This window comes from Pseudomonas sp. BTN1 (assembly GCF_001907715.1).
GTDB lineage: Bacteria > Pseudomonadota > Gammaproteobacteria > Pseudomonadales > Pseudomonadaceae > Aquipseudomonas > Aquipseudomonas paracarnis.
In genome coordinates, this window is record NZ_MPBM01000031.1 from 24132 (window position 1) to 45419 (window position 21288).

General features: G+C 59.4%; 36 protein-coding genes. 26 read left to right on the forward strand and 10 right to left on the reverse strand.

Going from position 1 to position 21288, the window contains the following annotated elements; all coding sequences use genetic code 11:
* Position 1: 1 nt before the first annotated feature.
* The 10 genes from BMH52_RS15960 to BMH52_RS16000 form a co-directional block, all read right to left on the reverse strand.
* Positions 2–1072, reverse strand: a complete 1071-nt coding sequence (locus BMH52_RS15960) for a hypothetical protein (protein ID WP_073844274.1) — start codon at positions 1070–1072, stop codon at positions 2–4.
* 144 nt (positions 1073–1216) lie between these two features.
* Positions 1217–1405 (reverse strand): hypothetical protein, encoded by a 189-nt coding sequence (locus BMH52_RS15965; RefSeq protein WP_143192527.1) that lies wholly within the window; start codon positions 1403–1405, stop codon positions 1217–1219.
* A 50-nt stretch (positions 1406–1455) separates the two neighbouring features.
* On the reverse strand, positions 1456–1650 hold the full coding sequence (locus tag BMH52_RS15970) for a hypothetical protein (RefSeq protein ID WP_073844278.1): 195 nt from the start codon (positions 1648–1650) through the stop codon (positions 1456–1458).
* Positions 1647–1796, reverse strand: a complete 150-nt coding sequence (locus tag BMH52_RS29295) for a hypothetical protein (protein WP_177345093.1) — start codon at positions 1794–1796, stop codon at positions 1647–1649. The genes BMH52_RS15970 and BMH52_RS29295 overlap by 4 nt, the downstream gene beginning before the upstream one ends.
* Positions 1793–2029, reverse strand: a complete 237-nt coding sequence (locus BMH52_RS15975; RefSeq protein ID WP_073844280.1) for a hypothetical protein — start codon at positions 2027–2029, stop codon at positions 1793–1795. Before BMH52_RS15975 ends, BMH52_RS29295 begins: the two co-directional genes overlap by 4 nt.
* The gene (locus tag BMH52_RS15980; protein ID WP_073844282.1) at positions 2026–2319 is read right to left on the reverse strand and encodes a hypothetical protein; all 294 of its coding nucleotides are present in this window, start codon (positions 2317–2319) and stop codon (positions 2026–2028) included. The genes BMH52_RS15975 and BMH52_RS15980 overlap by 4 nt, the downstream gene beginning before the upstream one ends.
* Before the next feature lie 101 nt (positions 2320–2420).
* Positions 2421–2663, reverse strand: coding sequence for a hypothetical protein (locus BMH52_RS15985; protein ID WP_073844284.1), 243 nt, complete (start codon positions 2661–2663; stop codon positions 2421–2423).
* Positions 2664–2728: 65 nt separating this feature from the next.
* Complete coding sequence (locus BMH52_RS15990; protein WP_073844286.1) at positions 2729–3031, reverse strand: hypothetical protein; 303 nt, start codon at positions 3029–3031, stop codon at positions 2729–2731.
* A 316-nt stretch (positions 3032–3347) separates the two neighbouring features.
* Positions 3348–3677 carry a Rap1a/Tai family immunity protein gene (locus BMH52_RS15995; protein ID WP_143192528.1) on the reverse strand — a complete coding sequence of 110 codons (330 nt, stop codon included), beginning with the start codon at positions 3675–3677 and terminating at the stop codon, positions 3348–3350.
* Positions 3678–3688: 11 nt separating this feature from the next.
* Positions 3689–4342 (reverse strand): XRE family transcriptional regulator, encoded by a 654-nt coding sequence (locus tag BMH52_RS16000; RefSeq protein WP_073844290.1) that lies wholly within the window; start codon positions 4340–4342, stop codon positions 3689–3691.
* A gap of 113 nt (positions 4343–4455) precedes the next feature.
* Here BMH52_RS16000 and BMH52_RS16005 point away from each other — a divergent pair, with 113 nt between their 5' ends.
* From BMH52_RS16005 to BMH52_RS16130, 26 genes are all read left to right on the forward strand, one after another.
* Positions 4456–4692: a helix-turn-helix transcriptional regulator gene (locus tag BMH52_RS16005; protein ID WP_073844292.1), complete on the forward strand. Its 237-nt coding sequence runs from the start codon at positions 4456–4458 to the stop codon at positions 4690–4692.
* Positions 4693–4769: 77 nt separating this feature from the next.
* Entirely contained in the window at positions 4770–5009 is a 240-nt protein-coding gene (locus BMH52_RS16010; RefSeq protein WP_256575798.1) for a transcriptional regulator, read from the forward strand.
* A 2-nt stretch (positions 5010–5011) separates the two neighbouring features.
* Entirely contained in the window at positions 5012–6013 is a 1002-nt protein-coding gene (locus BMH52_RS16015) for a phage replication protein (RefSeq protein ID WP_073844297.1), read from the forward strand.
* Entirely contained in the window at positions 6000–6800 is an 801-nt protein-coding gene (locus BMH52_RS16020) for a hypothetical protein (RefSeq protein WP_073844299.1), read from the forward strand. The genes BMH52_RS16015 and BMH52_RS16020 overlap by 14 nt, the downstream gene beginning before the upstream one ends.
* Positions 6793–7380 (forward strand): DUF1367 family protein, encoded by a 588-nt coding sequence (locus tag BMH52_RS16025; protein WP_073844301.1) that lies wholly within the window; start codon positions 6793–6795, stop codon positions 7378–7380. The genes BMH52_RS16020 and BMH52_RS16025 overlap by 8 nt, the downstream gene beginning before the upstream one ends.
* Entirely contained in the window at positions 7377–7988 is a 612-nt protein-coding gene (locus BMH52_RS16030) for a recombination protein NinG (RefSeq protein ID WP_073844303.1), read from the forward strand. The genes BMH52_RS16025 and BMH52_RS16030 overlap by 4 nt, the downstream gene beginning before the upstream one ends.
* Complete coding sequence (locus tag BMH52_RS16035) at positions 7985–8347, forward strand: antiterminator Q family protein (protein WP_073844305.1); 363 nt, start codon at positions 7985–7987, stop codon at positions 8345–8347. The genes BMH52_RS16030 and BMH52_RS16035 overlap by 4 nt, the downstream gene beginning before the upstream one ends.
* On the forward strand, positions 8344–8526 hold the full coding sequence (locus BMH52_RS16040; protein ID WP_073844307.1) for a hypothetical protein: 183 nt from the start codon (positions 8344–8346) through the stop codon (positions 8524–8526). The genes BMH52_RS16035 and BMH52_RS16040 overlap by 4 nt, the downstream gene beginning before the upstream one ends.
* Positions 8523–8876: a hypothetical protein gene (locus tag BMH52_RS16045; RefSeq protein WP_073844309.1), complete on the forward strand. Its 354-nt coding sequence runs from the start codon at positions 8523–8525 to the stop codon at positions 8874–8876. The genes BMH52_RS16040 and BMH52_RS16045 overlap by 4 nt, the downstream gene beginning before the upstream one ends.
* A 167-nt stretch (positions 8877–9043) precedes the next feature.
* The gene (locus BMH52_RS16050; RefSeq protein WP_060772912.1) at positions 9044–9295 is read left to right on the forward strand and encodes a holin; all 252 of its coding nucleotides are present in this window, start codon (positions 9044–9046) and stop codon (positions 9293–9295) included.
* Positions 9292–9807, forward strand: a complete 516-nt coding sequence (locus BMH52_RS16055) for a glycoside hydrolase family protein (RefSeq protein ID WP_073844311.1) — start codon at positions 9292–9294, stop codon at positions 9805–9807. The genes BMH52_RS16050 and BMH52_RS16055 overlap by 4 nt, the downstream gene beginning before the upstream one ends.
* A 26-nt stretch (positions 9808–9833) precedes the next feature.
* A complete protein-coding gene (locus tag BMH52_RS16060; RefSeq protein WP_177345094.1) occupies positions 9834–10223 on the forward strand; it encodes a Gp49 family protein in 390 nt (129 codons plus the stop codon).
* 11 nt (positions 10224–10234) lie between these two features.
* Complete coding sequence (locus BMH52_RS16065) at positions 10235–10693, forward strand: lysis system i-spanin subunit Rz (protein ID WP_073844315.1); 459 nt, start codon at positions 10235–10237, stop codon at positions 10691–10693.
* Entirely contained in the window at positions 10690–10905 is a 216-nt protein-coding gene (locus BMH52_RS16070) for a hypothetical protein (protein ID WP_073844317.1), read from the forward strand. The genes BMH52_RS16065 and BMH52_RS16070 overlap by 4 nt, the downstream gene beginning before the upstream one ends.
* Positions 10902–11528 carry a hypothetical protein gene (locus tag BMH52_RS16075; RefSeq protein WP_073844319.1) on the forward strand — a complete coding sequence of 209 codons (627 nt, stop codon included), beginning with the start codon at positions 10902–10904 and terminating at the stop codon, positions 11526–11528. The genes BMH52_RS16070 and BMH52_RS16075 overlap by 4 nt, the downstream gene beginning before the upstream one ends.
* Complete coding sequence (locus BMH52_RS16080) at positions 11491–12951, forward strand: terminase large subunit domain-containing protein (RefSeq protein WP_256575800.1); 1461 nt, start codon at positions 11491–11493, stop codon at positions 12949–12951. The genes BMH52_RS16075 and BMH52_RS16080 overlap by 38 nt, the downstream gene beginning before the upstream one ends.
* Positions 12952–12988: 37 nt before the next feature.
* Positions 12989–13306 (forward strand): hypothetical protein, encoded by a 318-nt coding sequence (locus BMH52_RS16085; RefSeq protein WP_143192530.1) that lies wholly within the window; start codon positions 12989–12991, stop codon positions 13304–13306.
* Position 13307: 1 nt separating this feature from the next.
* Complete coding sequence (locus BMH52_RS16090) at positions 13308–15002, forward strand: portal protein (RefSeq protein WP_073844323.1); 1695 nt, start codon at positions 13308–13310, stop codon at positions 15000–15002.
* Positions 15002–15322 carry a hypothetical protein gene (locus BMH52_RS16095; RefSeq protein ID WP_073844325.1) on the forward strand — a complete coding sequence of 107 codons (321 nt, stop codon included), beginning with the start codon at positions 15002–15004 and terminating at the stop codon, positions 15320–15322. The genes BMH52_RS16090 and BMH52_RS16095 overlap by 1 nt, the downstream gene beginning before the upstream one ends.
* Entirely contained in the window at positions 15319–16041 is a 723-nt protein-coding gene (locus tag BMH52_RS16100) for a hypothetical protein (protein WP_073844327.1), read from the forward strand. The genes BMH52_RS16095 and BMH52_RS16100 overlap by 4 nt, the downstream gene beginning before the upstream one ends.
* A 19-nt stretch (positions 16042–16060) precedes the next feature.
* Positions 16061–17053: a major capsid protein gene (locus tag BMH52_RS16105; RefSeq protein WP_073844329.1), complete on the forward strand. Its 993-nt coding sequence runs from the start codon at positions 16061–16063 to the stop codon at positions 17051–17053.
* A 35-nt stretch (positions 17054–17088) separates the two neighbouring features.
* Complete coding sequence (locus tag BMH52_RS16110; RefSeq protein ID WP_073844331.1) at positions 17089–17529, forward strand: Bbp16 family capsid cement protein; 441 nt, start codon at positions 17089–17091, stop codon at positions 17527–17529.
* A gap of 9 nt (positions 17530–17538) precedes the next feature.
* The gene (locus BMH52_RS16115) at positions 17539–17826 is read left to right on the forward strand and encodes a hypothetical protein (protein WP_073844333.1); all 288 of its coding nucleotides are present in this window, start codon (positions 17539–17541) and stop codon (positions 17824–17826) included.
* A 58-nt stretch (positions 17827–17884) separates the two neighbouring features.
* The gene (locus tag BMH52_RS16120; RefSeq protein ID WP_073844335.1) at positions 17885–18484 is read left to right on the forward strand and encodes a hypothetical protein; all 600 of its coding nucleotides are present in this window, start codon (positions 17885–17887) and stop codon (positions 18482–18484) included.
* Positions 18481–20823 (forward strand): hypothetical protein, encoded by a 2343-nt coding sequence (locus tag BMH52_RS16125; RefSeq protein WP_073844337.1) that lies wholly within the window; start codon positions 18481–18483, stop codon positions 20821–20823. Before BMH52_RS16120 ends, BMH52_RS16125 begins: the two co-directional genes overlap by 4 nt.
* The gene (locus BMH52_RS16130; protein ID WP_073844339.1) at positions 20810–21277 is read left to right on the forward strand and encodes a phage protein Gp13 family protein; all 468 of its coding nucleotides are present in this window, start codon (positions 20810–20812) and stop codon (positions 21275–21277) included. The genes BMH52_RS16125 and BMH52_RS16130 overlap by 14 nt, the downstream gene beginning before the upstream one ends.
* Positions 21278–21288: the final 11 nt, after the last annotated feature.

The following is a 21288-nucleotide window of genomic DNA, read 5'->3' on the forward strand; positions in this document are numbered from 1 at the left end:
CTCAGTACTGAATGGACATGGCGGGGATGAGGTTGCTGGCGACCAGCTTCACGGCCAGTCGGGCGCATTCTTCGGTCATGCCGCCTTTGATGAATGCCTCCTTGGCCGCCTTGTAGATCTTGCCTTTGTGGGCCTTGTCGGCTTCTCGTAGCCTTTCCAGGCGCAGGATTTCGTCAGCGGCGGCGTCGGCTCTGGCTTGCTCGTCCAGTCGAGCCTGTTCAACTGCCTTCTTCTGATCTTCAATCGCTTGCAGGCGGTCGCGCTCTGCCTTCTGGTCGGCTTCAACCTTTTCGCGATTCGCCTGTTCGGCCTTGCGCTCGGCTTCGGCGGCCTGCAACTTCAAGTCGTTTTCGCGCTTCTCGGCAGCTTCACGCGCAAGCCTGGCCTTTTCTTCTGCATCCTTGGTTGCTTGCTCGGCAGCTTCGCGGGCAATACGGTCCTCGTTGTCCTTCTTGTCGCGGGCTTCCTTCTCCAGGCGAAGGCGTGTCAATTCGGCCTGCTCGGCTTCGTGCTTGACTCGCTCGGCGTGGATGGTTCGCAGTTTCGCCAAGGTCTGGTCTTTCACCTGGGCGGCTTCGGCTAAGAACTCTTCCCAGGTATCGTCGATTGCGATCAACTCAAGGTCGGCAATGGCCTGGGCCACCTGGGCGGCTGTCGGCGTTTCTTCGAAAACGGCCAAGTCCTTGATGCTCTGGATTCCGTCGACGTGTTTGTCGGTGCGGGCCAGTTCAGCCTTTTCCCAGTCCGTCAGCGGCTGGCGGATTTCGTCGCGCAGGGCATCCATCTTGGTGACCCAGTCGCGCAGCTCGGCCTCAATGGTTTTTGGCATTTCCTTAAGGCGTTTCAAATAGTCGCGGCCCGGCTTCTCCACGGCGGCCTTGGATTTGCTCACCGTCATAGCTAAGGAGGCGATGCGCTCCCGGCCCTTACGGGTGGTCAGGTCTGGAACCTCCGTGGCGACTTTGGCTTTCACTGCGTCGTAGAACTGGCCCAGGCCACCGGATACGTAAATGGTCGGCGCGTTGTCGGCGCTGATGTCGTCGATGGTGATGACTTGCTGTTGTGCGGACATGGGGATTCCTTGCCGCGATGCTCGCAGCGATTAAAGGTTTTGTTTATTGAGTGATCAGGCCGCCGATAGCGGGGCCCAGGAAAACGATGGTGAGGAAGGTCAGGCCAACTATGGCCGAGGTCAGGCGGATGGCTTGGCGGGTGGTCATGGCGAACACATCGACAATGCGCTGTAGCAGTAGTAACGCCGCTCGTTGCCGTCGTCGTAGTTCACTTCGCCCTGGGCGCCGCAACCGCAAGTCGCCGTTTCGGGCTCGTCCGGTTCTAGCTGATCGACCAACTGGCAGTTGGTGCCGCCGCAGTGCGGGCATTCGGTATGGGTCAGCTTGCTCATCGGCCCCACCCAGCGGATTCCAGTTTGGCGGCAGTTGCCGCACACCATGCTCACGGCGCCACCTTCTGAACCGCATCGCGGAAACGGGATGGAGCCCAGTCGCAAGCCTCAGCTTCCGGAATGTCCCCGAACATCATCGTGCATCGTTTTGCGTGGATGCAGTCACCGCAAGTCTTGCCTTCTGGCAAATTCATACGATCTTCATCTATCGCTTGGCGTCGCAGTGGTTCGCGTTGTTGGTTCATGCCTTCACCTCGTAAGCCACCGTCCACTCACCACACAGGCAGGCCCTACGGCTCCAGGCATGGACGTTTTCGATACCAGCGTCATAGGCCAGCGACAGAACGCCGAGCCAGGACTTGTGGGTAAATGCCAGGGTCATGGTGTTCATGGTGCGCACCTCCGAATGTCTGCAATGAACGCTTCGGCCTGTCTTGCGTAGATGCGGTCGCGGCGTTCCACGTAGTGCCGGTGTTCATCGATGTCGATGGCACCCAGCGAATAAGCCAGCTCCACGGCCATGCTCGCCTCGGCGTGCACAACTGATGATGTTTCACCGGCCTGTAACAGGGAAAACCGCGAATCGATCATGTCCACGGCGATCTGATGCTGGCGACGGCTCATGCTGCGCGCCTCCGTTGCCGACGCTTGCGGGCGTCGATTTCGTACCAGAGCGCCACCTCGATCTGCGGGCGGTAGTGATGTGCCAGTGACGCGGTAGACCACTGGGGGCTGGAGGTCATACGAACGCCGTCATCGTCGTAGCACACAGCCGACAAAATCTTGAATTCCAGCTCCCGCTCGCCCTGGGCGTCCCAGTCGCTGTTGGTGCTGCCGTAGCACGGCGGCTCATTCACGCAATGGGTTACCTCCACCTGGAGGACAAACCCCTCAACAACTATTTCGTGTTCCATGGATGCCTCCAGAGGCATGTTGAATAGGTGCCGGTCTTTCCCGGCTGTCACGCTGCCTGTGCTTTAGCGTCGAACTGACGCAGCGATTCCCGACGTTTCACTCAATGGCTGCGGATAATTTCGACGCGGGACCGATGGGCGTTTTCGCCAACGCCGATTGCAATGCCTTTAATCAGCGCTACCGCCATGTCTTCGCCGTGGGTTGCCGCCAGCGCCAAGCCGGCCATGCCAATCAGTTTCAAAATCAGGTGCTTAACGTCGTCCATGTCCCTTGGCTTGCACGCGTTTATGTACGACTCGACAAGCTTTTTGGACATGTCTTCTGCGGTTTCAGGGGTAACCATTGGGTTTGCTCCGGGGTTGATTACATCCGTCTGCCCACTCGGTGGAATGGGCAGAGGTGATGCGGTCAAATAATCGCTGTCATGGTCTTGGTGCCGTCGCCATGCCCAGTGGTGAGCATCATTGGCGCAGGTCGACCTGCTCGACGAATGAAGTTGAAAGCCTGCGTGAACACTGGGTTCGGCTGGTTGTCGCCATCCGGTAGCAAGGTGCTGCAAACAAGTTCGGAACAGTCCTGGCCTTCTGGGCCCTCGCCGTCGTGTGCAATGTCAAAGCTCGCCGTCATCGCAATGCCGTGTTCGCGGCAAACACCAATGATTTGCTGCATAAGCGGGCTGATTTGGCTGTCGTAGATTTGTTCTTTATTCATGGTCTTGCTCCGGTTGTTTTCCCAATGCACCCGTCACCAGGTGCATCAGTGAAAATTTCCGTTGTCTTGCACGCCGACGTACCGAGGTCTATACGGCGCATCAGGGTGGGAGTCGCCCACGCCCGATGCGTCAAAGCCTTTCCCGGTCGACGCTTTGTTGCGGCTGGTTGTTAAAGAGCGGTTATGAATCTGCGCCAATCGCAGAACATGGGTTGCATTATGCGCAGATTTATTTCTGCGTCAAGCGCAGATTCTAAAAATCAGGCACAAAAAAACCCGCTCAGTGGCGGGTTCAGATGGGAGCGGGCGGGAAGGGTTATTTAGCCTTGCAGGCAGGATAGGCTGCCGACAGTGCAGCAACGATCAGTTGGGGTGCTTGTTCGGCCCATCTTTCAGGATTGTTTTTAAGGAATTTTGAGACTATCGCGACATTTTGCCCGTTTGTTACGCCTTTCGGTGCACAGAATAAGACTCCGTTCGAAAAATCAGCAATGCCGGAGATATACCCCATATATGCGCCATCTATGAACTTTGAGCCCTGCGGGCTGTTGGCGCCCCACTGCACAAGATCGTTACCAGTCGCTGACCAGGCCGGCGAAGAAGCAAAGCCGGCCAGCAGTGCCGCAGTGACGGCCAGAGAATTCATCTTGCATCCGTTCATAGGCCCGTCATCTTGGTGTCGATTACGCGACCAATTACTTTGAAGTGGCCGTCGATTTCGATGGTTCTATAGCTGGGATTGAGCGGCCGCAGGTACTTATGCCCTGCGTCTTCTATGTACTGCTTAAACGTGCTCTCGCCGGTTTCCAGCTTAATCACGTAATATTTCCCACTGATCAAATCGGCCTCCGGCTGTACCAGGATGCGCGAACCCTCCGGAAAGTTGGGGTTTCCTGAGCAGGTCATTGAATCGCCTTTGACGTCCAGCCAGAAACCATTGGGGCCGGCGTTCTCTACCGAGGCAATCCATGTTTCAGCATCGCCCGGGTGGAAGTTGTCGCAGGATTCCGCCCATTCCCCGGCAATAACCCAACTGATCAACGGATAATCCTTAGGGCCCCGGCTTGGTTGCAGGGCCATCTGCACGTTCGACATTCCGCTGTCTTGGGGCGAGTCCATTCCCTGGCCAACCTGGGCCAGTTTGATGCCAAGCACGTCCATAATGCGCTTGAGCTTCTCAGGCGTAGTGCTTTGCTGCCCCCGCTCCAGGCGTGACAGGTTGCCCGTGTCCGAATCGACCTGGTTAGCGAGCTGTTCCAGGGAAAGCTTTTTGGCTTTCCGCGCATTTCTGATGATCTGACCTATTTCCATCTGTTGATTTTCCGGTGTTGCTGCGTTGTGCGCAAAGCGATAGGCGCAGAATTTGGTTGCTTTAAATCTGCGCTAATCGCAGAATTGCCCTGAAATCAATTCAGGGCATCGCCATGACTCCTTTAAAACGTGCACGAACCGCCAGGAAATGGACGCTCGCCGATGTAGCGGCACGTCTTGCCCAGCTCGGCGACTCCATCGACTCCGGCAATCTGTCCCGCGTAGAACGCGGCGTACAGCGCGCTTCCACCACCTTGGCCGAGAAGTTGAGCCAGGTTTTCGATGGGGAGATCACTGAAATCCACATCCTCTACCCGGAGCGCTTCACAGGCGCTTCTGAGGCGGCGTAGCCATGTCAACGAGCCCATTAAGCCAAGAGCAAGACTCAAGGGCACGCGAGTTCGAAGCCCTTTTCTTGACCCGACTTATGTCGGTTGGCCAAAAGAACGTCGCCACTTCAGTGGAGTTGAGTGAGTCCGCAATTACGAACTGGAAGAAAGAGGGGCTCATTGAGCGCTTCTGCAAAGCCCTGGTCGTTATGGACTTGCAGCTTGTTCCATCTGAGGCCCAGTGCCATCCAGCCAAGTACATCGACGCGCTGCGCACCCTGGCTGAGCTTGGGTTGCAGGCCGAACACAAGCGGCCCGGCCCGCTCGGGTGGGACTGACCATGCAGTACACCGTGACGATCAATCAGGCCAAGGCGCTGGAGTGGGGGTTGAACGCTCAACAGGCGCTGCTGTTCGCGTTTGTCTACGAGTGCCCGAGCTGGGCCAACAAGGTCAAGACGGACGGCGGGGAGTTCTTCGCCCTGAGCAAAGCCAAGATCGTCGAGGAATTGCCGCTACTGACTGACAAGCCTGACACGGCCTATCGCCTTCTGATTGCCTTACGTGATGCGGGTTTGATCGATCTTTCCAGCACTTCCAATATCACCCTGATACGCCTGACGGTGAAGGCGAAAGAGTGGAATAGGAAGCTCGACGGGTCGGAAAAATATCCGACCTTAGACAAGGCAGAGGGTCGGAAAAATCTCCGAGGAAGGTCGGAAAAAAATCCGATCAAGGTCGGAAAAAAATCCGAGCAGGGTCGGAAAAATATCCGAAGAGGGTCGGAAAAATCTCCGACAAATCAGGTTACCAGTAATCAGGGTACCAATCAGGTAACCAGTAATCAGGATTTGCCGGAAGGCTCGGACAAGCCGAACCAACCCGGCACGCTGGTGCTGGTGGTGGAGCATGCCAGCGGCCCCCGTGTCGAGATTCCCGCCGACATGCCAGGCCCGAAAGACCAGACCTGCAAAACCTTCAAGGCCTGGGCGAACTACGCCATGGCTTACCGCAAGCGTTACCAGTGCTGGCCGGTATGGAACGCAGCAGCCGGCGGAATGCTCGGCAAGCTGGTGGACCTGCTGGGCGCCGACGTTGCCCACAGCGTGGCCGCGTATTACCTGACGATCAACGACGCTCGCTTGATCAACGACTACCACAGTCTGAAAACCCTAATCGCCAAAGCCGGCGCGTACCACACCCAGTGGATGACCGGCAGGAAGATGAATTCCACCACTGCGCGCCAAATGGAGCGCACCGAAGCCAACTTGTCCGCAGCGGAACAGGCCGCCCAGATGGTTCTGGAACGTCGCCAGTCGGGAGAGCGCAATGAGTACCTCTGAAATGAATGACGTCCAAGTCGCCGGTCTGGCCGCAGCCATTTGCGCTACTGCCGAAGCTATGGGCCAGGACATGAACCCAAGCACCGCGGCGCTTATGGCCGAAGATCTTTGTGCATACCCCGTGGATGCGGTGAAGGGCGCGCTCAAGGCTTGCCGGAATGAGGTTAGGGGCAAGCTGGTTATGGCCGACATCCAGGCACGAATTCAGCTCAAAGACGGGCGGCCTGGAAAAGATGAGGCCTGGGCAATCGCCGTCATGGCCAACGACGAATTCGAAACTGTGGTGATGACCGATGAAATCCAGTTGGCCCTGACCGCTGCCCGGCCTGTGCTGGAGTCTGGCGACAAGATCGGCGCCCGGATGACGTTCATCAACGCCTACGAGCGGTTTGTACTCCACGCCCGCGAGGCCGCAAAGCCAGTCAACTGGCACGTTTCCATTGGCTACGACGCCAACCGCCGCGCAATCGCCATCGAGAAGGCGGTGCAGATGCAGCGCATCCCCCACGAACACGGCCAGAAGTACCTGGCAGACCTGCGCATTGCCCCTGTCACCGAAGACGGCCGCGCCCTGGCTGGACTGATCACCGGAACCGTTACACGGCCATCGCCAGACGTTAGCGAAAGGCTACAGGGCGTCAAGAAATCCATGTTGGCAGTGCGCAAGGCCAACGCAGACCGCAAGCAGCAGATCCGCGAAGAGGCCGAGCAGCAGTTTGCCGAACGCCGCGCCGAGCTGATGCGCCAGGTTGAACAACTGCAATCACAGGGAGCGACACATGGCTGAGCTCGCATTGATCCGTACCGCCCAGGGCCTGGTGCCGGCCACCGAGGCCGACCGGGAGGTAACCCAAAAATGGAAGCTTGGCCAGGTAGTCCACGGCAAATTTACCCGTATGCGCAATGCCAAGTTCCACGGCAAGTTCTTCTCGATGCTGGATCTGGCGTGGGAATACTGGGAGCCGGTTGGCGGCCTGGTGCCGCGTCAGGAAATGCGCGGCATTCTTGGGCTTGCCAAGTTCTTTGAAGCCGCCAGCGGCAAGCCTGGCCAGCTATCGGACGCCGTTGCTGCATACATCGCCCAGTTGGAGGCCGAACGCGCTGAGCGGTTTCCTGCCGTGGACAAGTCCCGCGAGGCGTTCCGTGAGTGGGTGACGATTGAGGCCGGTCACTTCCACCTGGTGCGCACTCCCGACGGCGTGCGCAAGGAGGCCAAGTCGATCAGTTGGGCATCCATGGACGATACAGCCTTCGAACCCCTTTACCGCGACGTGTTCAACGCCTGCTGGCGCCTGGTCCTGTCCGCCCACTTTGAATCAGAAGCGGCGGCATTGAGTGCTGCCGATCAGATCGGGAGCTACGCATGAAGCGCACGCCATTACAACGCAAAACCCCGCTTAAGTCCGGCGGCCCCCGCCGCAAGCGCTGCCCGTGCTGCCGGGTGATGTTCGTGCGCACCCGCGATACGCAAGCCGTGTGTGGGGAGATTGAGTGCGCCATTGCTCACAGCAAGTCGGAGAAGGGGCAGGCAACCGCTCGAAAGGCCCTTGCCGAGCTTGGCCGCAAGGAGCTGCGAGCGTCCAAGGAGCGCATTAAACCGAAAGGGCAGTACATGCGTGAGGCCCAGGCCGCGTTTAACGCCTGGGTGCGCGCCAGGGACGCCAGCCAGCCATGCATCAGTTGTGGCCGACACCATGAAGGCAAGTACGACGCCGGGCATTACCGCACGGTGGGCAGCAATCCCGCGCTCCGGTTCGAACCGCTCAATTGCCACAAACAGTGCGTCCCGTGCAATCAGCACAAGTCGGGCGACATCGTGAATTACCGCCTAAGCCTAGTGCTGCGTATCGGCCAGGACAAAGTTGACTGGCTGGAAGGCCCGCACAAACCACAGCGCTACACCATCGACGATTTGAAGGCCATCCGGGCCGATTACAAAGCCCGATTGAAACAGCTCAAAGGGGATGAAGCATGAATTACGACGCCGAAGAGCTTCTAACCCAGTGGGGCCGGTGGGTGTGGCAGGGTGCCGGCGTCCCTGGTTATGGTATTTCCCCGTTGTATGCCCTGATGCGCGACAACGTAGAGCAAATCACCAAGAATCTGCCGGCTGCGATAAGCGATGATGAGGCGCTGATGATAGACAGGGCGGTTGCAACGTTGTGGAAGCGCTACCCAACCACAGCAGATTGCTTGCGGTTTTACTACTGCACCGGCATGACCATGCAGGCCGTAGGCAATGGGTTGGGCTTGACCCGATTGAAGGTGCGCGAAATGATCATTGCCGGGAATAACTACGTCCAGGCGTGTTTGGATATGAGGATGGCGGCATGAACGATTACATCGAAAATCAGAAACGCTTTCAGGACTTGCTCTTGCAGGATGCAAAATTCAAAAAGCAAATGGCCCAGTTCGAGCTGGATCAGAAGATGTTCGCTGCGCGACTTGTTTCCGTTATGAACGCTCCACTTATCCAAACAGCCCCGCTTATTCGTGGGAGCATACTGGCATGAATGACCAGGAACTGCTGGAGCTGTCGGCAAAGGCCGCTGGCCTTGAGCTTGACTGGGATGTACCAGATGGCGCGTCGCCATGGCTTATAACAGGGGTTGGTGTTGATCGAGGTCCTGCTACCCCGTGGAATCCTCTTGATGACGACGGCGATGCATTCCGCCTGATGGTGGCGCTCAGCTTGGACGTTGCTTTCGACGGGGATCATTGTGTGCAGATTGATTACTTCGGTAGTGACGGCGAGCTGTACGTCGTTGAGCAGTTGGTGTTAGGTGATCCCGCAGACGCCGTGCGGCGCGTTATCGTCCGAACTGCCGCCGAAATCGAAATGGGTAAATCATTGACGTGTTAACACAGTAATGGCACATTAGCGCCAGATTGCGGTTTTACCGCTTTGAACCAAGCCTGGCCACTGAGCCGGGCTTTTTTGTGTTCGTAATTCATCCCTGAGCCCTGGCATTTGCTGGGGCTTTTTCGTTTCTGGAGGCCCATATGGCAGCCCCGGACAGGAGTAGAAACATGGCCAACCCGACGCCCGAGAGCATCGTAGAGGTGGTGGGTGCGTCAGTGGCCAATAAGGGCATGTTGGTTGGCGGTGCTGCTGGCATGGTTGGCTGGCTGTCGCAAGTCAACTGGATCGGTATTGCCGGTGTGGCAGTCGCGGTGGTGGGCTTGCTGATCAATCTGTTCTTCCAGGTCCGCAAGGATCGCCGCGAGTCCATCGAAAGCGCTGCGCGCCTGGAAGCCCTGAAAGAGCGGGCGCGGGCATGAGTCCCGTCATTCGCCAGCGCATCGCCGTCGCGGCGCTGAGCCTGAGTGCCGCCGGCTTCGCCACCTGGCAGGCAAGCGAGGGCTACACCCAGGTCGCTGTGATCCCCACCAAGGGCGACTTGCCCACCATCGGCCATGGCTCGACACGCTACGAAGACGGCCAACCAGTGCGCATGGGCGACACCATCACCCCGGCCCGCGCCGAAGTGTTGGCCCGCAACCTGAACAGCCAGGCGGAAAAGCAGTTCGCCGCATCGCTCCCGGGCGTGAAGCTGCACCAGGCTGAATTCGATATCTACATGGACTTCGTGGGCCAGTACGGCATTGGCACCTGGCTCAAGGGTTCGCCGCGCCGTGACCTGCTGGCCGGAAACTACGCCCAGGCTTGCCGCGACCTGCTCAAGTACCGCTACGCCGCTGGTTTCGACTGCTCGACACCGGGCAACAAGCGCTGCGCCGGCGTCTGGACTCGCCAGCTTGAGCGCCACGCCAAGTGCATGGCCGCGCAATGAATCCCCCAACCCCCGAGGCAATCACCGTGAACGACCAAGCAATCGAACAGGAAATCCAGGCCAAAGGCTTGACCGCACCGCGTGTCACTCCCGCCGACCTGCAGGCCAATATCGCGCACGAACACTACTTCACCGCCGCAGACGGCGTTCAGACTGCTGGCGCTGTGCACCTGCCGGCGGGTGAGGGTTGGACGCTGGGTTCGCTGCAACTGCTGACCATCTGTGTCCTGGTGCTGCGCAATGGCTTCACGGTCACCGGCGAGAGCGCTTGCGCCAGTCCGGAGAACTTCGACGCCGAAGTGGGCCGCAAGATTGCCCGCGACAACGCTGTCGCCAAGGTCTGGCCGCTTATGGGGTACGAGCTCAAGCAGAAGCTCTATCAGCGATCGCTGCATTCCTGTTCGCCGACTGAATAAGGAATCCCGCCATGGCCCGCTACGTGATCGCCGCACTCGCTGTGTGCTTGTTGGTGATCTATGGCGGATGGAGCCACATCCAGGGACAGGCCAAGGACATGGCCGTTGCGAAGGACCGCATTGACACCCTTGAGCGTGCTGCAGCGTCACGGCGCAACACCCAGCGCCTACTGGCCCAGCTCGACACCGAACACACAAAGGCCCTGACTGATGCGCAGACCACTAATAACCAGCTTCGTGCTGCTGTCGCTACTGGCGCTCGCCGGTTGTCCGTCAAGGCCACCTGTCCCGCAGTGCGAACCGCCGCCACCGCCACCAGCCTGGATGATGCAGAAGCGCGAGCCGAACTTGACCCAGCGACTGGAGCAAGAATTGTCGCCATCGCCAACGACGGTGACGAAGGACTGATAGCGCTGCGCGCCGCCCAGGACTACATCACCAACATCTGCCAGAAGGGAAGCACCCAATGATTAAGTACCACGTCAAGTCCGCAGGCGAAGTGCATGAAGTAATGGCTTCAACGTTCGTGCAGGGCGACGATCTGCGCCTTATTGGTGAGGGCGGCGCAGTTGTAGCCATCTTCGGTTCATTCGGTTGGCTCAAGGTTGTCCCTGTTGTGACTGCGCCAGTCGTGGAAGGTGATCCATCCACCGATAAGCCTGCGCTGGTAGGTGGGCAATGACTGATAAGCAGCCAACCGACTGGGAGCGTATTGAACAGCTCTACCGTGCCGGCCTGCTTTCAGTACGTGAAATCGCTGCAACGTGTGGTGTGTCCCATACCGCGATCAATAAGCGGGCCAAGGCTGGTAGCTGGGATAGAGACCTAAAAGCGAAGATCCAGGCCAAGGCTGATTCGCTGGTTTCCAAAGCTGAGGTTTCCAAAGAGGTTTCCACGCAAGCACTGGCAACCGAGCGCGGGATTGTTGAAGCCAATGCCCAGGCCATTGCAAACATTCGCATTGGCCACCGGACTGACATTGGTCGCTCTCGTCGCCTGGCCAACAAGTTGCTGGATGAACTGGAAGGGCTGACCGACAACCGCGACCTGTTCGAACGGTTGGGAGAGTTGCTGCGTGATGAGGACGACAAGGGCCAGGACAAGCGCAACGACTTGTACATGAAGGTCATTGATCTGCCCGCCCGCACCAAGACCATGAAGGAACTGGCCGAAACGTTGAAGAACCTGATCGCCCTGGAGCGCCAGGCTTATGACGTGGGCGCCGAGAAGCAAGGCGATGACCGCAGCCAACTGACGGAAGAAGAACTTGATCGCAGAATCGCCAAGCTCGCAGGCCAGGGCTGACAAGCTTGAGCTATTGGCGTTGCTTGAGGAAAAGGCGCGCCGGGATGCACAGAGGCGTCACTTGCTCCAGTTCGAAACGCTCTATGAGTGGCAGCGCAAGTTCGTAAAGGCCACGGCCGACCACACGTCATGCATGTTGATGGCGGCAAACCGGGTGGGCAAGACACGCACCGGGTTGACCATCGATGCGATGCACCTGCTGGGCGATTACCCCGAGGACTGGGAAGGCCACGCATTCGACCATGCGCCGATGTGCTGGCTGCTGGGGTTCTCGATGGAGAAAACCCGTGACCTGCTCCAAACGCCTTTGTTCGGCACGCTGGAGGGGGGCAAGTGGACTGGTGGGTTAATCCCCGCTGACCGAATCATTGCGCATCTGTCCGCTACCGGCACATCCGGCGCCATGCGGCAGATCACCGTCCGGCACAAGTCCGGCAGTCAATCCACGGTGCAGTTCTGGTCCTACAGCCAGGGCCAGCACGCAATCATGGGCGACAGCGTCGACTGGTACCACATCGACGAAGAGCCCCGCGACAAAGCGATCTACCCGCAAGTGCTGACCCGTACCGCGACTGGTGACGGTGGCCGAGGCGGTCGCGGCATTTTGACGTTCACCCCTGAGAACGGGCGCACCGAACTGGTTATCCAGTTCATGGACTGCCCAGCCGAGGGCCAATACATCCAGCGCGCCACCTGGGCCGATGCACCTCACTTGACCGCTGACACGCAGCGCAAGTTGTTGGGCATGTACCCCGAGTGGCAGCGCGACATGCGTTCCAAGGGGATGCCATTGCTGGGCACCGGTTTGATATTCGACTTCGGCGACGAAACGATCAAATGCCAGTCGTTCCCGTGCCCGCCGCACTTCTGGATTATCAACGGCATGGACTTCGGGTGGGATCACCCGCAGGCCCACGTCCAACTCTGGATTGATATGGACTCGGACGTTATCTATCTGGCTCATGCCTGGAAGAAGTCACGCGTCACGCCCTCGACCGTGTGGGGCACCGTCAAGTCATGGGCGCAGCACATACCAACAGCCTGGCCATCTGACGGTTTGCAGTCTGAGAAGTCGTCGGGCGAGCAGCAGAAGAAAGCCTATGTCGACGCGGGCTGGCAAATGCTGTCGCAGCACGCAACGTGGCCTGACGGTGGGGTAGGCGTTGAGATTGGACTTGTTGAACTCTACGAGCGCATGACCACCGGCCGCTTCAAGGTGTTCTCGCACCTGACTGACTTCTTCGACGAAAAGATGAGTTATCACCGCGACGAGAACGGGAAGATCGTCAAGTTGAACGACGACATCCTCTCTGCCACCCGTTACGCCTACATGATGCGCAGGCTCGCAAGGCCGCGCTGGAAACTTGGTACGCCACCTGGTGGCAACTACCAATCCGACTATGACCCATACGCGAGCAACTGACATGTGCGGAAAGAGCATTAAGAAACTGGTTAACAAGGTGGTTGCCCTCGATCCACTGCGCGGCGGTGACGTCATCCTTGAAGGGATGGGCCTGCCGAACATGTTTGGCGAGAACACCGGCATGTTCAATAAAGCCGAACGCGAGAAGGCAGCGGCAAAGGCAGCAGCCGAAGCGGCGGGCTCAACGTCCCCTGGTGCTGCACCGACCACCTCCAGCGACTCAGTGCAGGCCGCTGTAGAGGCTGAACGCAAGCGCCGCCTGGCCCAATCCGGCCAGAACGGCACCATCCTGACCGGCTCGTCTGGCGTGCTTGGCGGTGCCAACACCAGCCAGAAAACGCTGTTGGGGGTGTAAGTTGGTCGACTCCCTGCGTTCACAGCTGGACAAGCGCCTGGCGCGGCTCAAGTCCGAGCGCGACAGCAACTGGCTGCCCGAGTGGCGCGACCTGAGTGATTACATTCTGCCCAGGGCTGGCCGGTTCAACACCTCTGACGTGAACAAGGGGCAGCGCCGCGACAAGAAGATCATCAACCCGCGTGCCACCTTCGCCGCCCGCACCCTGGCAGCCGGTATGCATAGCGGCATGACCAGTCCCGCATCCCCATGGTTCAAGCTCGGTACGCCTGATCCTGGCCTGATGCAGTACGGCCCGGTAAAGGAATGGCTCTACGCGGTAGAGAAGGCCATGCGCGAAGTTATGGCGCGCTCCAACCTCTACAACGTCCTGCCCACCATCTACGGCGAAGAGGGCGTATTTGGCACCGCCGCCATGGCTGCATTGCCGGATGAGCGCGATACCGTGCGCTTCTACCCGTTCACCGTGGGTAGCTACATGATCGCCAACAGCGACCGCCAGCAGGTCGACACGCTGTACCGCGAGTTCAAGATGACTGCCCGCCAGATGGAACAGCAGTTCGGTAAAGCGGCCTTGAGCGGCACCACGCAACAATTGCTTAGCACCAACTCCGAAGCCTGGATTGAGGTCTGCCACGCCACCCAGCCCAACGAGAGCCGCGAGCATGGCCGCAAGGACAACACGAACATGGCCTACCAGTCCGTGTACTGGGAGAAGGGCGGCGACAACGACAAGCTGTTACGCCAGTCGGGGTTCCAAGAGTTCCCGGTGATGGCGCCGCGCTGGGACGTGCTGGGCGAGGATGTGTATGGCACGGGCCCAGGCTCGCAGTGCATAGGCTCAACCCGCGCCCTGCAGCTGATGGAGCGCCGTAAGGCTGAACTGGTAGAGAAGGGTGTGCGCCCGCCGATGGGTGCGCCGGCCAGCCTACAAGTGCAGAAAGCCTCAATCCTGCCGGGCAGCATCACCTACCTGGACGACATGCAGCAGGGCGCCAAGTTCGCGCCGCTGTGGGACGTGAACCCGGCCTGGCTCGGCCAGTTGCGCGGAGAGATTGCCGCAGAAGAGCAGATTGCCGACACCGCTTTCTTCGTCGATCTGTTCCTGATGATCAGCCAGATGGACACAGTTCGGACGGCTTACGAAATCGCCACCCGCAAGGAAGAGAAGATGCTGATGCTCGGCCCTGTGCTTGAGCGCCAGAATGATGACCTGCTGGACCCATGCGTTGACCAGGTGTTCCACCTGATGGTTGAGCAGTCGATCCCCCGCTGGATGGGCCTATTGCCGGGTAACCCGCTGTTGCCACCGCCACCCAAGGAAATGGGCGGCCTTGATCTGCGCATTGAGTACACCAGCATTCTGGCCCAGGCCCAGCGCGCCGTCGAAGGATCAGCCATTGAGCGCGCTATCGGGTTCGCCGGAACCGTGGCCAACATCAAGCAAGACCCATCGTCCCTGGACCTGCTGGATACCGACAACGCGTTGCGCGAGTACTTCAAGGTCACCGCCGTGCCGCCAGCGCTCATCCGCTCTGACGACGCCGTGCAGGCCATCCGCGAGCAGCGCGCCCAGGCCCAGCAGCAGGCGGAAATGCAACAGCAACTGGGCAGCGCCATTGAAGGCGTCAAGGTGCTGAGCCAGGCCGACACCGGCGGCAACAACGCCCTGACTCAGCTCACGGGGATGATGTGATGGGCGGTGATGAGCAGCAATCCCGGCAGGACCTGGAGAAGCAAGTAGCCGTCGAGCAGCGCGAAGCCGACTTTCGCTGGCTGATGGGCGATGCCCGCGGGCGCCGCTTCATGTGGGCAACGCTCGGCGACTACGGGTTGTTTAGAACATCGTTCAACCATCTGCCAGGGCAGACAGAATTCAACGAAGGCCAGCGCAATGCTGGCCTTCTTCTTTTGGGGCGCATTACCAGGCTGTGCCCTGAGCAATACGGGGTTATGGCAGCCGAGAACGCGCCCAAGCCAACCGAACCTTCGAACGATCAGGAGACTGATGAATGAACGCTTTGATGATGAAACTGCTGGGCCGTGTGCTGATGAATGAGGTTCCAGCCGATGGCGGCCAGGGCGGTGGCGCTGATGTGCCGGCTCCTGCGGCTGACACTCCAGCACCAGCCGCCGAAGGGTCGGTATTAACGCCATCCGCGACTGATGCACCACCAGCCGCCGACGCCAAGACCCCGGAACAAACCCAGCAAGAAGCTGATGCGGCAAAGGCCAAGACCGAAGCCGACGCCAAGCTCACCGGCGCCCCAGAAGCCTATGAGGACTTCAACCTGCCCGAAGGCATGGAGATGGACGCGGACGTCCTGGGCGAGTTTAAAGGGCTGGCCAAGGAACTGAACATTCCGCAAGCAAAGGCGCAGCAGTTAATCGACTTCCAGGCCCAATTGGCTACCAAGCAGGCCGAGGCATACCAGGCCGCAGTCATCAAGCAGGGTCAGGACTGGGCAGCCGAAGTGCGAAACGATCCAGTGCTTGGCGGCGCGAACTACGAGAAGAGCGTGGAGAGCGCAATCAAGGTCATCCAGTCCTTTGGCGACCCGGCATTGACCGAGTTGTTGAGGTCCACCGGGCTTGGAAACAACCCGGCGCTGTTCAAGTTCTGCCACCGCATCAGCTCGGCTATCTCGGAAGACAAGTTTGTCTTGCCTGGCAGCCAGTCATCAACCGGTCGTAAGTCGGACGCGGAAGTGTTCTACGGCCCAGCAAAGTCCTAAACAACGGAGTAACAACGTAATGGCCACTATTGGTAACACTGCAAAGACCCTTGCTGACTGGGCTAAAGAGCAAGACCCGGATCAGAAGCAGGCCCGCATCGTCGAGATGCTGGATCAGACCAACGAAGTCCTCACCGACATGCTGTTTCTGGAAGGCAACTTGCCAACCGGTCATCGCACCACGGTACGTACTGGCCTGCCGAAAGGCGCCTGGCGTGCACTCAACTCCGGCATTCCCAGCGAGAAAGCCACCTCGGCCCAGGTAGATGAAACCTGCGCCATGCTGGAAGCGCTGGGTATCGTCGACGAAGCCCTGGCAGACCTCAACGGCAACACCGCAGCGTTCCGCCTCTCCGAGAACCGTGCTTTCCTGGAAGGCATGAACCAAACCATGGCCGAAGGCGTGTTCTACAGCAACGATGCCTTGGCTCCGTCGCAGTTCCTGGGCCTGTCGCCGCGCTATAGCGACAGCACAGCCAAGAACGGCCAGAACATCATCAAGATGGGCGGCTCTGGATCTGATAACGCCTCTATCTGGCTGGTGGTGTGGGGCGATAACACCGTGCACGGCATTTATCCGAAGGGGTCGAAAGCCGGTCTGGACCACCACGACATGGGTATTGAGCTGGTGGACGATGGCACCGGTAAGAAATTCCGCGCCTACCGCGACCACTACAAGTGGAACACCGGCGTTGCGTTGCGTGATTGGCGCTATGCGGTGCGGATTTGCAACATCGATGTCTCCGACCTGCTGGCTGATACCGATGGCACCAGCGTGAAGATCATCGAAGCCATGATCCGCGCCGTTCACCGCATCCCGAACCTGAAAATGGGCCGCTCTGCGTTCTACATGAACCGGACGATCCGTGAGGCTCTGGACATCCAGGCGATGAACAAGAAAAACGTCCAGCTCAAGATCGACGAATACGATGGCGAATTCCGCACCAGCTTGCGCGGCGTGCCTTTCCGTACCGTCGATGCCCTTCTCAACACCGAGGCGCCAGTAGTCTAAGACTGCTGGTCCCCTGGCTCATTGGAGACCGAAACATGATCACCGACAAACTGAACACGTTCAGCGCCGCTCAGGACGTTACCGCTTCGGCGGCATCGACCGATGTACTTGACCTGGGCCCGCTGACCCACGGCAACACTCGCCGCGATATCGGCGCCGGCGAGCCGATTTACCTGGTGGTAGCCACCCTGATCGCTGCCGCTGCCGCCGGCGCCGCCACCACCAACATCCAGTTGCAGACCAGCGACGACAACGCCACCTGGGTGACGCTGTTCGACTCCGGTGCGCTGGACCTGGCCAGCCTCACCGCTGGTACCCGCCCGGTGCAGGTCGCCGTTCCGCGTGGCGTTCGTCGCTACCTGCGCGTGAACTACGTGGTCGGTACCGGCCCACTCACCGCTGGCCGCTTCTGGGCTGGCTTGGTCAAAGACGTACAGGACAACACCAAGTACGCCAGCGGCTTCAAGATCCTGTAAGGGGGCGTCATGGAAGTTACAGCGAAAGAGCGCGGTTACTACGGCGGCTGCATCAAAGAGGTTGGTGAGACCTTTACCATCCAAAGCAAGAAGCACCTCGGCTCATGGATGGTCGAGGGTAGCGAGTTGCCGGAGCATGGCACCGAGACCTTCACCGGCTACGTTGCAGCCCGCAGTGCCGCCGGCAAGTTTGTGGTCAAGGACGCCGCCGGCCAAATGGTGGGCGCGTTCATCGGCACCAAGGAAGAAGCCGAAACCGAGGCGCAACGCCTCAACGATGGCGGCGAAATCGCCTGATCCACAGCAGTAACCCTAAGGGCCCTCACGGGTCCTTTCTCATTTCTGAGGTTCCCGAATGTCCAGCGACGTAGAGATTTGCAACATCGCCCTGTCGCGGGTTGCGTACACCCAGCCGATTGTGTCGTTCACGGAAAAGAGCAAAGCGGCCGAGCTGTGTCGGGTGTTCTACGGCCCACTTCGTGAGTTGGTGTTGCAGGCTTTCCCCTGGCCATTCGCGGAATCCATCGTTGCCCTGGCGAGTCTGGGCAGCCCTGCGCCTGGTTGGGCGTTCCGGTATCGCTACCCGGCCGACTGCCTCAAGGTGCGAAACATCGTTGTACCTGGCCAGCGCATGACCATGACCAGTGATCAGCGTATTCCGTACAAGATCGGTTATGACTCTGGCGGCCGCGTAATCCATACCGACCAGATTGACGCTGCGTGCTGCTTCACGTTCAAGGTCGAGGACTCAACGTTCTTTGATCCTGCCTTTGCCGACGTTCTGGCCTGGCGCTTGGCCATGGATCTGGCGTTGCCGCTGAGTTCGAAATCAGACCTACAGCAATTCGCAACCCAGCAGTACAACCTGGCCATGTCGATTGCCAAGGGGTCGGCCTTTCAAGAATCCCAGGACGATCCAGATCCTGAGTCTGAATTCATCAGGGTGCGTTCATGAGCGGAATACTCCAGCCGACCTTCGCGGCGGGCGAACTTTCGCCGTCTGCCAGTGCGCGTACCGACATTGCCCGCTACTACACGGGCCTCAAGCTGTGCCGCAACTTCATGGTCATGCCCTACGGCGGCGTGCGTAATCGTGCTGGCACGCGCCTGGTGGCTGAGGTCAAGGATTCGACCAAGCTTTGCCGCCTGGTCCCGTTCCAGTTCAACGATGTGCAGACATACGTCCTGGCGTTTGGCGATTTGAACATGCGGGTTATCAAGGACGGTGGCCAGGTGCTGTACAGCGCCGGCCCCAACATCGGCACGCCCTTCGAACTGGCCATGCCGTACACGCAATATGACCTGGCATCCCTGAATTACACCCAGTCTGCTGACGTGATGACGTTCGCGCAGCCAGGGTACAAGCCGCGTGAACTGAACCGTCTGGCCCACGACAACTGGACCACCGCCGAAATCAACCTGGCCCCGCGCATTGCTGCGCCAGCATCCGCCACGGCAACAAGCGGAGGCGGCACTGGCACGGCGCAAACCTGGCGCTACCAGGTCACGGCTGTGCTGGATGACGGCAACACCCTGGATGAGTCCCTGCCCGCAACGTCAAACTCCGTCACGACCCACACAGATGTTGCCTCGGCAACTATCACCTGGCCAGCCGTTACCGGTGCGACGTACTACATTATCTACAAGGACAACGCTGGCGCCGGGATCTACGGATTCATCGGGCGCGCCACCGGCACCACCTTCACGGACCAGAACATCACGGCCGTCAAGACCGATACGCCACCGAACGGTAACGACCCTTTTGTGGGCGCCGGTAACTTCCCGGGCGCCGTGGTGTATTACCAGCAACGCCTGATATTTGCCGGTAGCAACTTGCAGCCACAGACCGTGTGGACGAGCAAGACCGGCCTGTTCAAGAATTTCGGCTATTCCGTCCCGAACAAGGACGATGATGCGATCACCTTCACTTTGAGCAGTAACAAGGTGAACCGGGTTCGCCATCTGCTGGGGCTGCGCAAGCTGCTGGCGCTCACCACGGGCGCCGAGTTCACCATTTCGGGCGGCGACACAGGTTTGTCGGCAAAGACCGTGCAGGCCGTTCCAGAGGGCTACGACGGCACAGCCATCGTTCCGCCTGTGGTGGTGGGCAACAGCGCGGTGTACGTCCAAGCACGCGGCAACCGGGTTTCATCGTTCGGTTACTCCCTGAATGCCGACGGGTTTGCTGCAGATGACCTGACGCTATTCAGCGCGCACCTGTTCAAGGGCAAGGAATTGACGAACGTCGCCTACCAGAAGGTGCCCGACTCGATTGTTTGGTACGTGCGCGATGACGGCGTGCTGCTGGGCCTGACCTACGTTCCCGAACAGCAGCTGGTGGGCTGGCATTGGCACGACACTGACGGTTTCGTCGAGTCCATCGCCTGCATTCCCGAAGGCCAGGAAGACGTGCTGTACATGGTTGTGCGCCGCAATATCAACGGCGTGCAGAAGCGCTACATAGAGCGCATGGAAAGCCGGCAGATCACCAGCATTGAGGACGCTTTCTTTGTTGATTGCGGCCTGACCTATGACGGGCGCAACACCGACGCCGCCAAGACCTTCACCTTATCCGGCGGCACAACCTGGCAGTTTCCCGAAGTCGTCACCATGACGGCGGTGGGCCACACCCCATTCACCGCGGGGAGTGTGGGCGTCGATTATTCATTGAAGCGCCAGGTGATCGACGAGAACGGCGACCCTGCTACAGAAATTGTGCGCGTAGAGGTGGTCGGCTACACCAGCACCAGCGTCGTCACGGTCAAGCTGCTGATCATCTGCCCCGAGTCGTTGCGCGGCGTTCCGGTTTCCAAATGGGCGCGCCAGGTGCAAACGCTATCCGGCCTGGGCCATCTGGAAGGCAAGACCGTTTCAATCCTGGCTGACGGCAGCGTGCACCCCCAGCGCGTGGTTATGGGCGGTTCTGTTGCATTGCAGGAAGCCGCAGGCATTGCCCACGTAGGGCTGCAATATATCTCCGACATGGAAACCCTCGACCTGGAGTTGAAAAACGCCAATGAGACGGTGCTAGACAAGAAGATCGCCGTCACAAGCTTGACGGTAATGGTCGAGGAATCGCGGGGCATCTTCGCCGGCAAGGACAAAAACCACCTTTACCCACATAAAACCGGCCGGGATGACTACGAGTCGCCTATTGAGCTACTCACCGGGCAAGCGGAAATCTCTATATCCAACGACTGGCAGGGCAAGGGCCGGGTATTTATCCGACAGGCAGACCCGCTGCCGCTGTCCGTGCTGGCGGTGATCCCGGAGGTGACCATTGGCGGTCGCTGACGTTTTGCCCATTGAGCCCGAGGATATTCCGGCGATCCTGCGCGACGTGCGCCAGGCCGATATCGACGAGATTGTCGAAGGTCTCGGCGTATCCCTGGAGCGTGAGCTGCTATCCGGCATCAACGACAGCCTCAACGCCCGCAAGATTGTGGTCAACGGTCACATCGTCGCCGTGTTTGGGGATGCGGTGCACAGCCTTCTTGGATCGGTCGGCGTGCCATGGCTGATCAGTACCACCCACGTCGAGCGCCACGCCCGCGCATTCCTCAAGGTCTGCAAGCCCGAGGTGCAAGGGATGCTGACCCGGCACCGCCACCTCATCAACTACGTCGACGCCCGCAATACCTCGGCCATTCGCTGGCTGAAATGGCTGGGCTTCGACTTCGGCGAGGCCGTCCCGTATGGGCCTAAGCGCCTGCCGTTCTATCCCTTCACCCTGAACCGAGAGGAATAACCATGTGCTGG

Coding starts and splice junctions, on each gene's coding strand:
- BMH52_RS15960 (WP_073844274.1), bottom strand. CDS start 1,072: ATGTCCGCACAACAGCAAGTCATCACCATCGACGACATCAGCGCCGAC.
- BMH52_RS16050 (WP_060772912.1), top strand. CDS start 9,044: ATGGCCAACCCGACGCCCGAGAGCATCGTAGAGGTGGTGGGTGCGTCA.
- BMH52_RS29295 (WP_177345093.1), bottom strand. CDS start 1,796: ATGAACACCATGACCCTGGCATTTACCCACAAGTCCTGGCTCGGCGTT.
- BMH52_RS16025 (WP_073844301.1), top strand. CDS start 6,793: ATGGCTGAGCTCGCATTGATCCGTACCGCCCAGGGCCTGGTGCCGGCC.
- BMH52_RS16075 (WP_073844319.1), top strand. CDS start 10,902: ATGACTGATAAGCAGCCAACCGACTGGGAGCGTATTGAACAGCTCTAC.
- BMH52_RS16040 (WP_073844307.1), top strand. CDS start 8,344: ATGAACGATTACATCGAAAATCAGAAACGCTTTCAGGACTTGCTCTTG.
- BMH52_RS16120 (WP_073844335.1), top strand. CDS start 17,885: ATGTCCAGCGACGTAGAGATTTGCAACATCGCCCTGTCGCGGGTTGCG.
- BMH52_RS16010 (WP_256575798.1), top strand. CDS start 4,770: ATGTCGGTTGGCCAAAAGAACGTCGCCACTTCAGTGGAGTTGAGTGAG.
- BMH52_RS16065 (WP_073844315.1), top strand. CDS start 10,235: ATGGCCCGCTACGTGATCGCCGCACTCGCTGTGTGCTTGTTGGTGATC.
- BMH52_RS16095 (WP_073844325.1), top strand. CDS start 15,002: ATGGGCGGTGATGAGCAGCAATCCCGGCAGGACCTGGAGAAGCAAGTA.
- BMH52_RS16055 (WP_073844311.1), top strand. CDS start 9,292: ATGAGTCCCGTCATTCGCCAGCGCATCGCCGTCGCGGCGCTGAGCCTG.
- BMH52_RS15965 (WP_143192527.1), bottom strand. CDS start 1,405: ATGAGCAAGCTGACCCATACCGAATGCCCGCACTGCGGCGGCACCAAC.
- BMH52_RS16045 (WP_073844309.1), top strand. CDS start 8,523: ATGAATGACCAGGAACTGCTGGAGCTGTCGGCAAAGGCCGCTGGCCTT.
- BMH52_RS16105 (WP_073844329.1), top strand. CDS start 16,061: ATGGCCACTATTGGTAACACTGCAAAGACCCTTGCTGACTGGGCTAAA.
- BMH52_RS16110 (WP_073844331.1), top strand. CDS start 17,089: ATGATCACCGACAAACTGAACACGTTCAGCGCCGCTCAGGACGTTACC.
- BMH52_RS16030 (WP_073844303.1), top strand. CDS start 7,377: ATGAAGCGCACGCCATTACAACGCAAAACCCCGCTTAAGTCCGGCGGC.
- BMH52_RS15995 (WP_143192528.1), bottom strand. CDS start 3,677: ATGAATTCTCTGGCCGTCACTGCGGCACTGCTGGCCGGCTTTGCTTCT.
- BMH52_RS15985 (WP_073844284.1), bottom strand. CDS start 2,663: ATGGTTACCCCTGAAACCGCAGAAGACATGTCCAAAAAGCTTGTCGAG.
- BMH52_RS16035 (WP_073844305.1), top strand. CDS start 7,985: ATGAATTACGACGCCGAAGAGCTTCTAACCCAGTGGGGCCGGTGGGTG.
- BMH52_RS15975 (WP_073844280.1), bottom strand. CDS start 2,029: ATGAGCCGTCGCCAGCATCAGATCGCCGTGGACATGATCGATTCGCGG.
- BMH52_RS16070 (WP_073844317.1), top strand. CDS start 10,690: ATGATTAAGTACCACGTCAAGTCCGCAGGCGAAGTGCATGAAGTAATG.
- BMH52_RS15990 (WP_073844286.1), bottom strand. CDS start 3,031: ATGAATAAAGAACAAATCTACGACAGCCAAATCAGCCCGCTTATGCAG.
- BMH52_RS16005 (WP_073844292.1), top strand. CDS start 4,456: ATGACTCCTTTAAAACGTGCACGAACCGCCAGGAAATGGACGCTCGCC.
- BMH52_RS15970 (WP_073844278.1), bottom strand. CDS start 1,650: ATGAACCAACAACGCGAACCACTGCGACGCCAAGCGATAGATGAAGAT.
- BMH52_RS16000 (WP_073844290.1), bottom strand. CDS start 4,342: ATGGAAATAGGTCAGATCATCAGAAATGCGCGGAAAGCCAAAAAGCTT.
- BMH52_RS16115 (WP_073844333.1), top strand. CDS start 17,539: ATGGAAGTTACAGCGAAAGAGCGCGGTTACTACGGCGGCTGCATCAAA.
- BMH52_RS16020 (WP_073844299.1), top strand. CDS start 6,000: ATGAGTACCTCTGAAATGAATGACGTCCAAGTCGCCGGTCTGGCCGCA.
- BMH52_RS16125 (WP_073844337.1), top strand. CDS start 18,481: ATGAGCGGAATACTCCAGCCGACCTTCGCGGCGGGCGAACTTTCGCCG.
- BMH52_RS15980 (WP_073844282.1), bottom strand. CDS start 2,319: ATGGAACACGAAATAGTTGTTGAGGGGTTTGTCCTCCAGGTGGAGGTA.
- BMH52_RS16015 (WP_073844297.1), top strand. CDS start 5,012: ATGCAGTACACCGTGACGATCAATCAGGCCAAGGCGCTGGAGTGGGGG.
- BMH52_RS16100 (WP_073844327.1), top strand. CDS start 15,319: ATGAACGCTTTGATGATGAAACTGCTGGGCCGTGTGCTGATGAATGAG.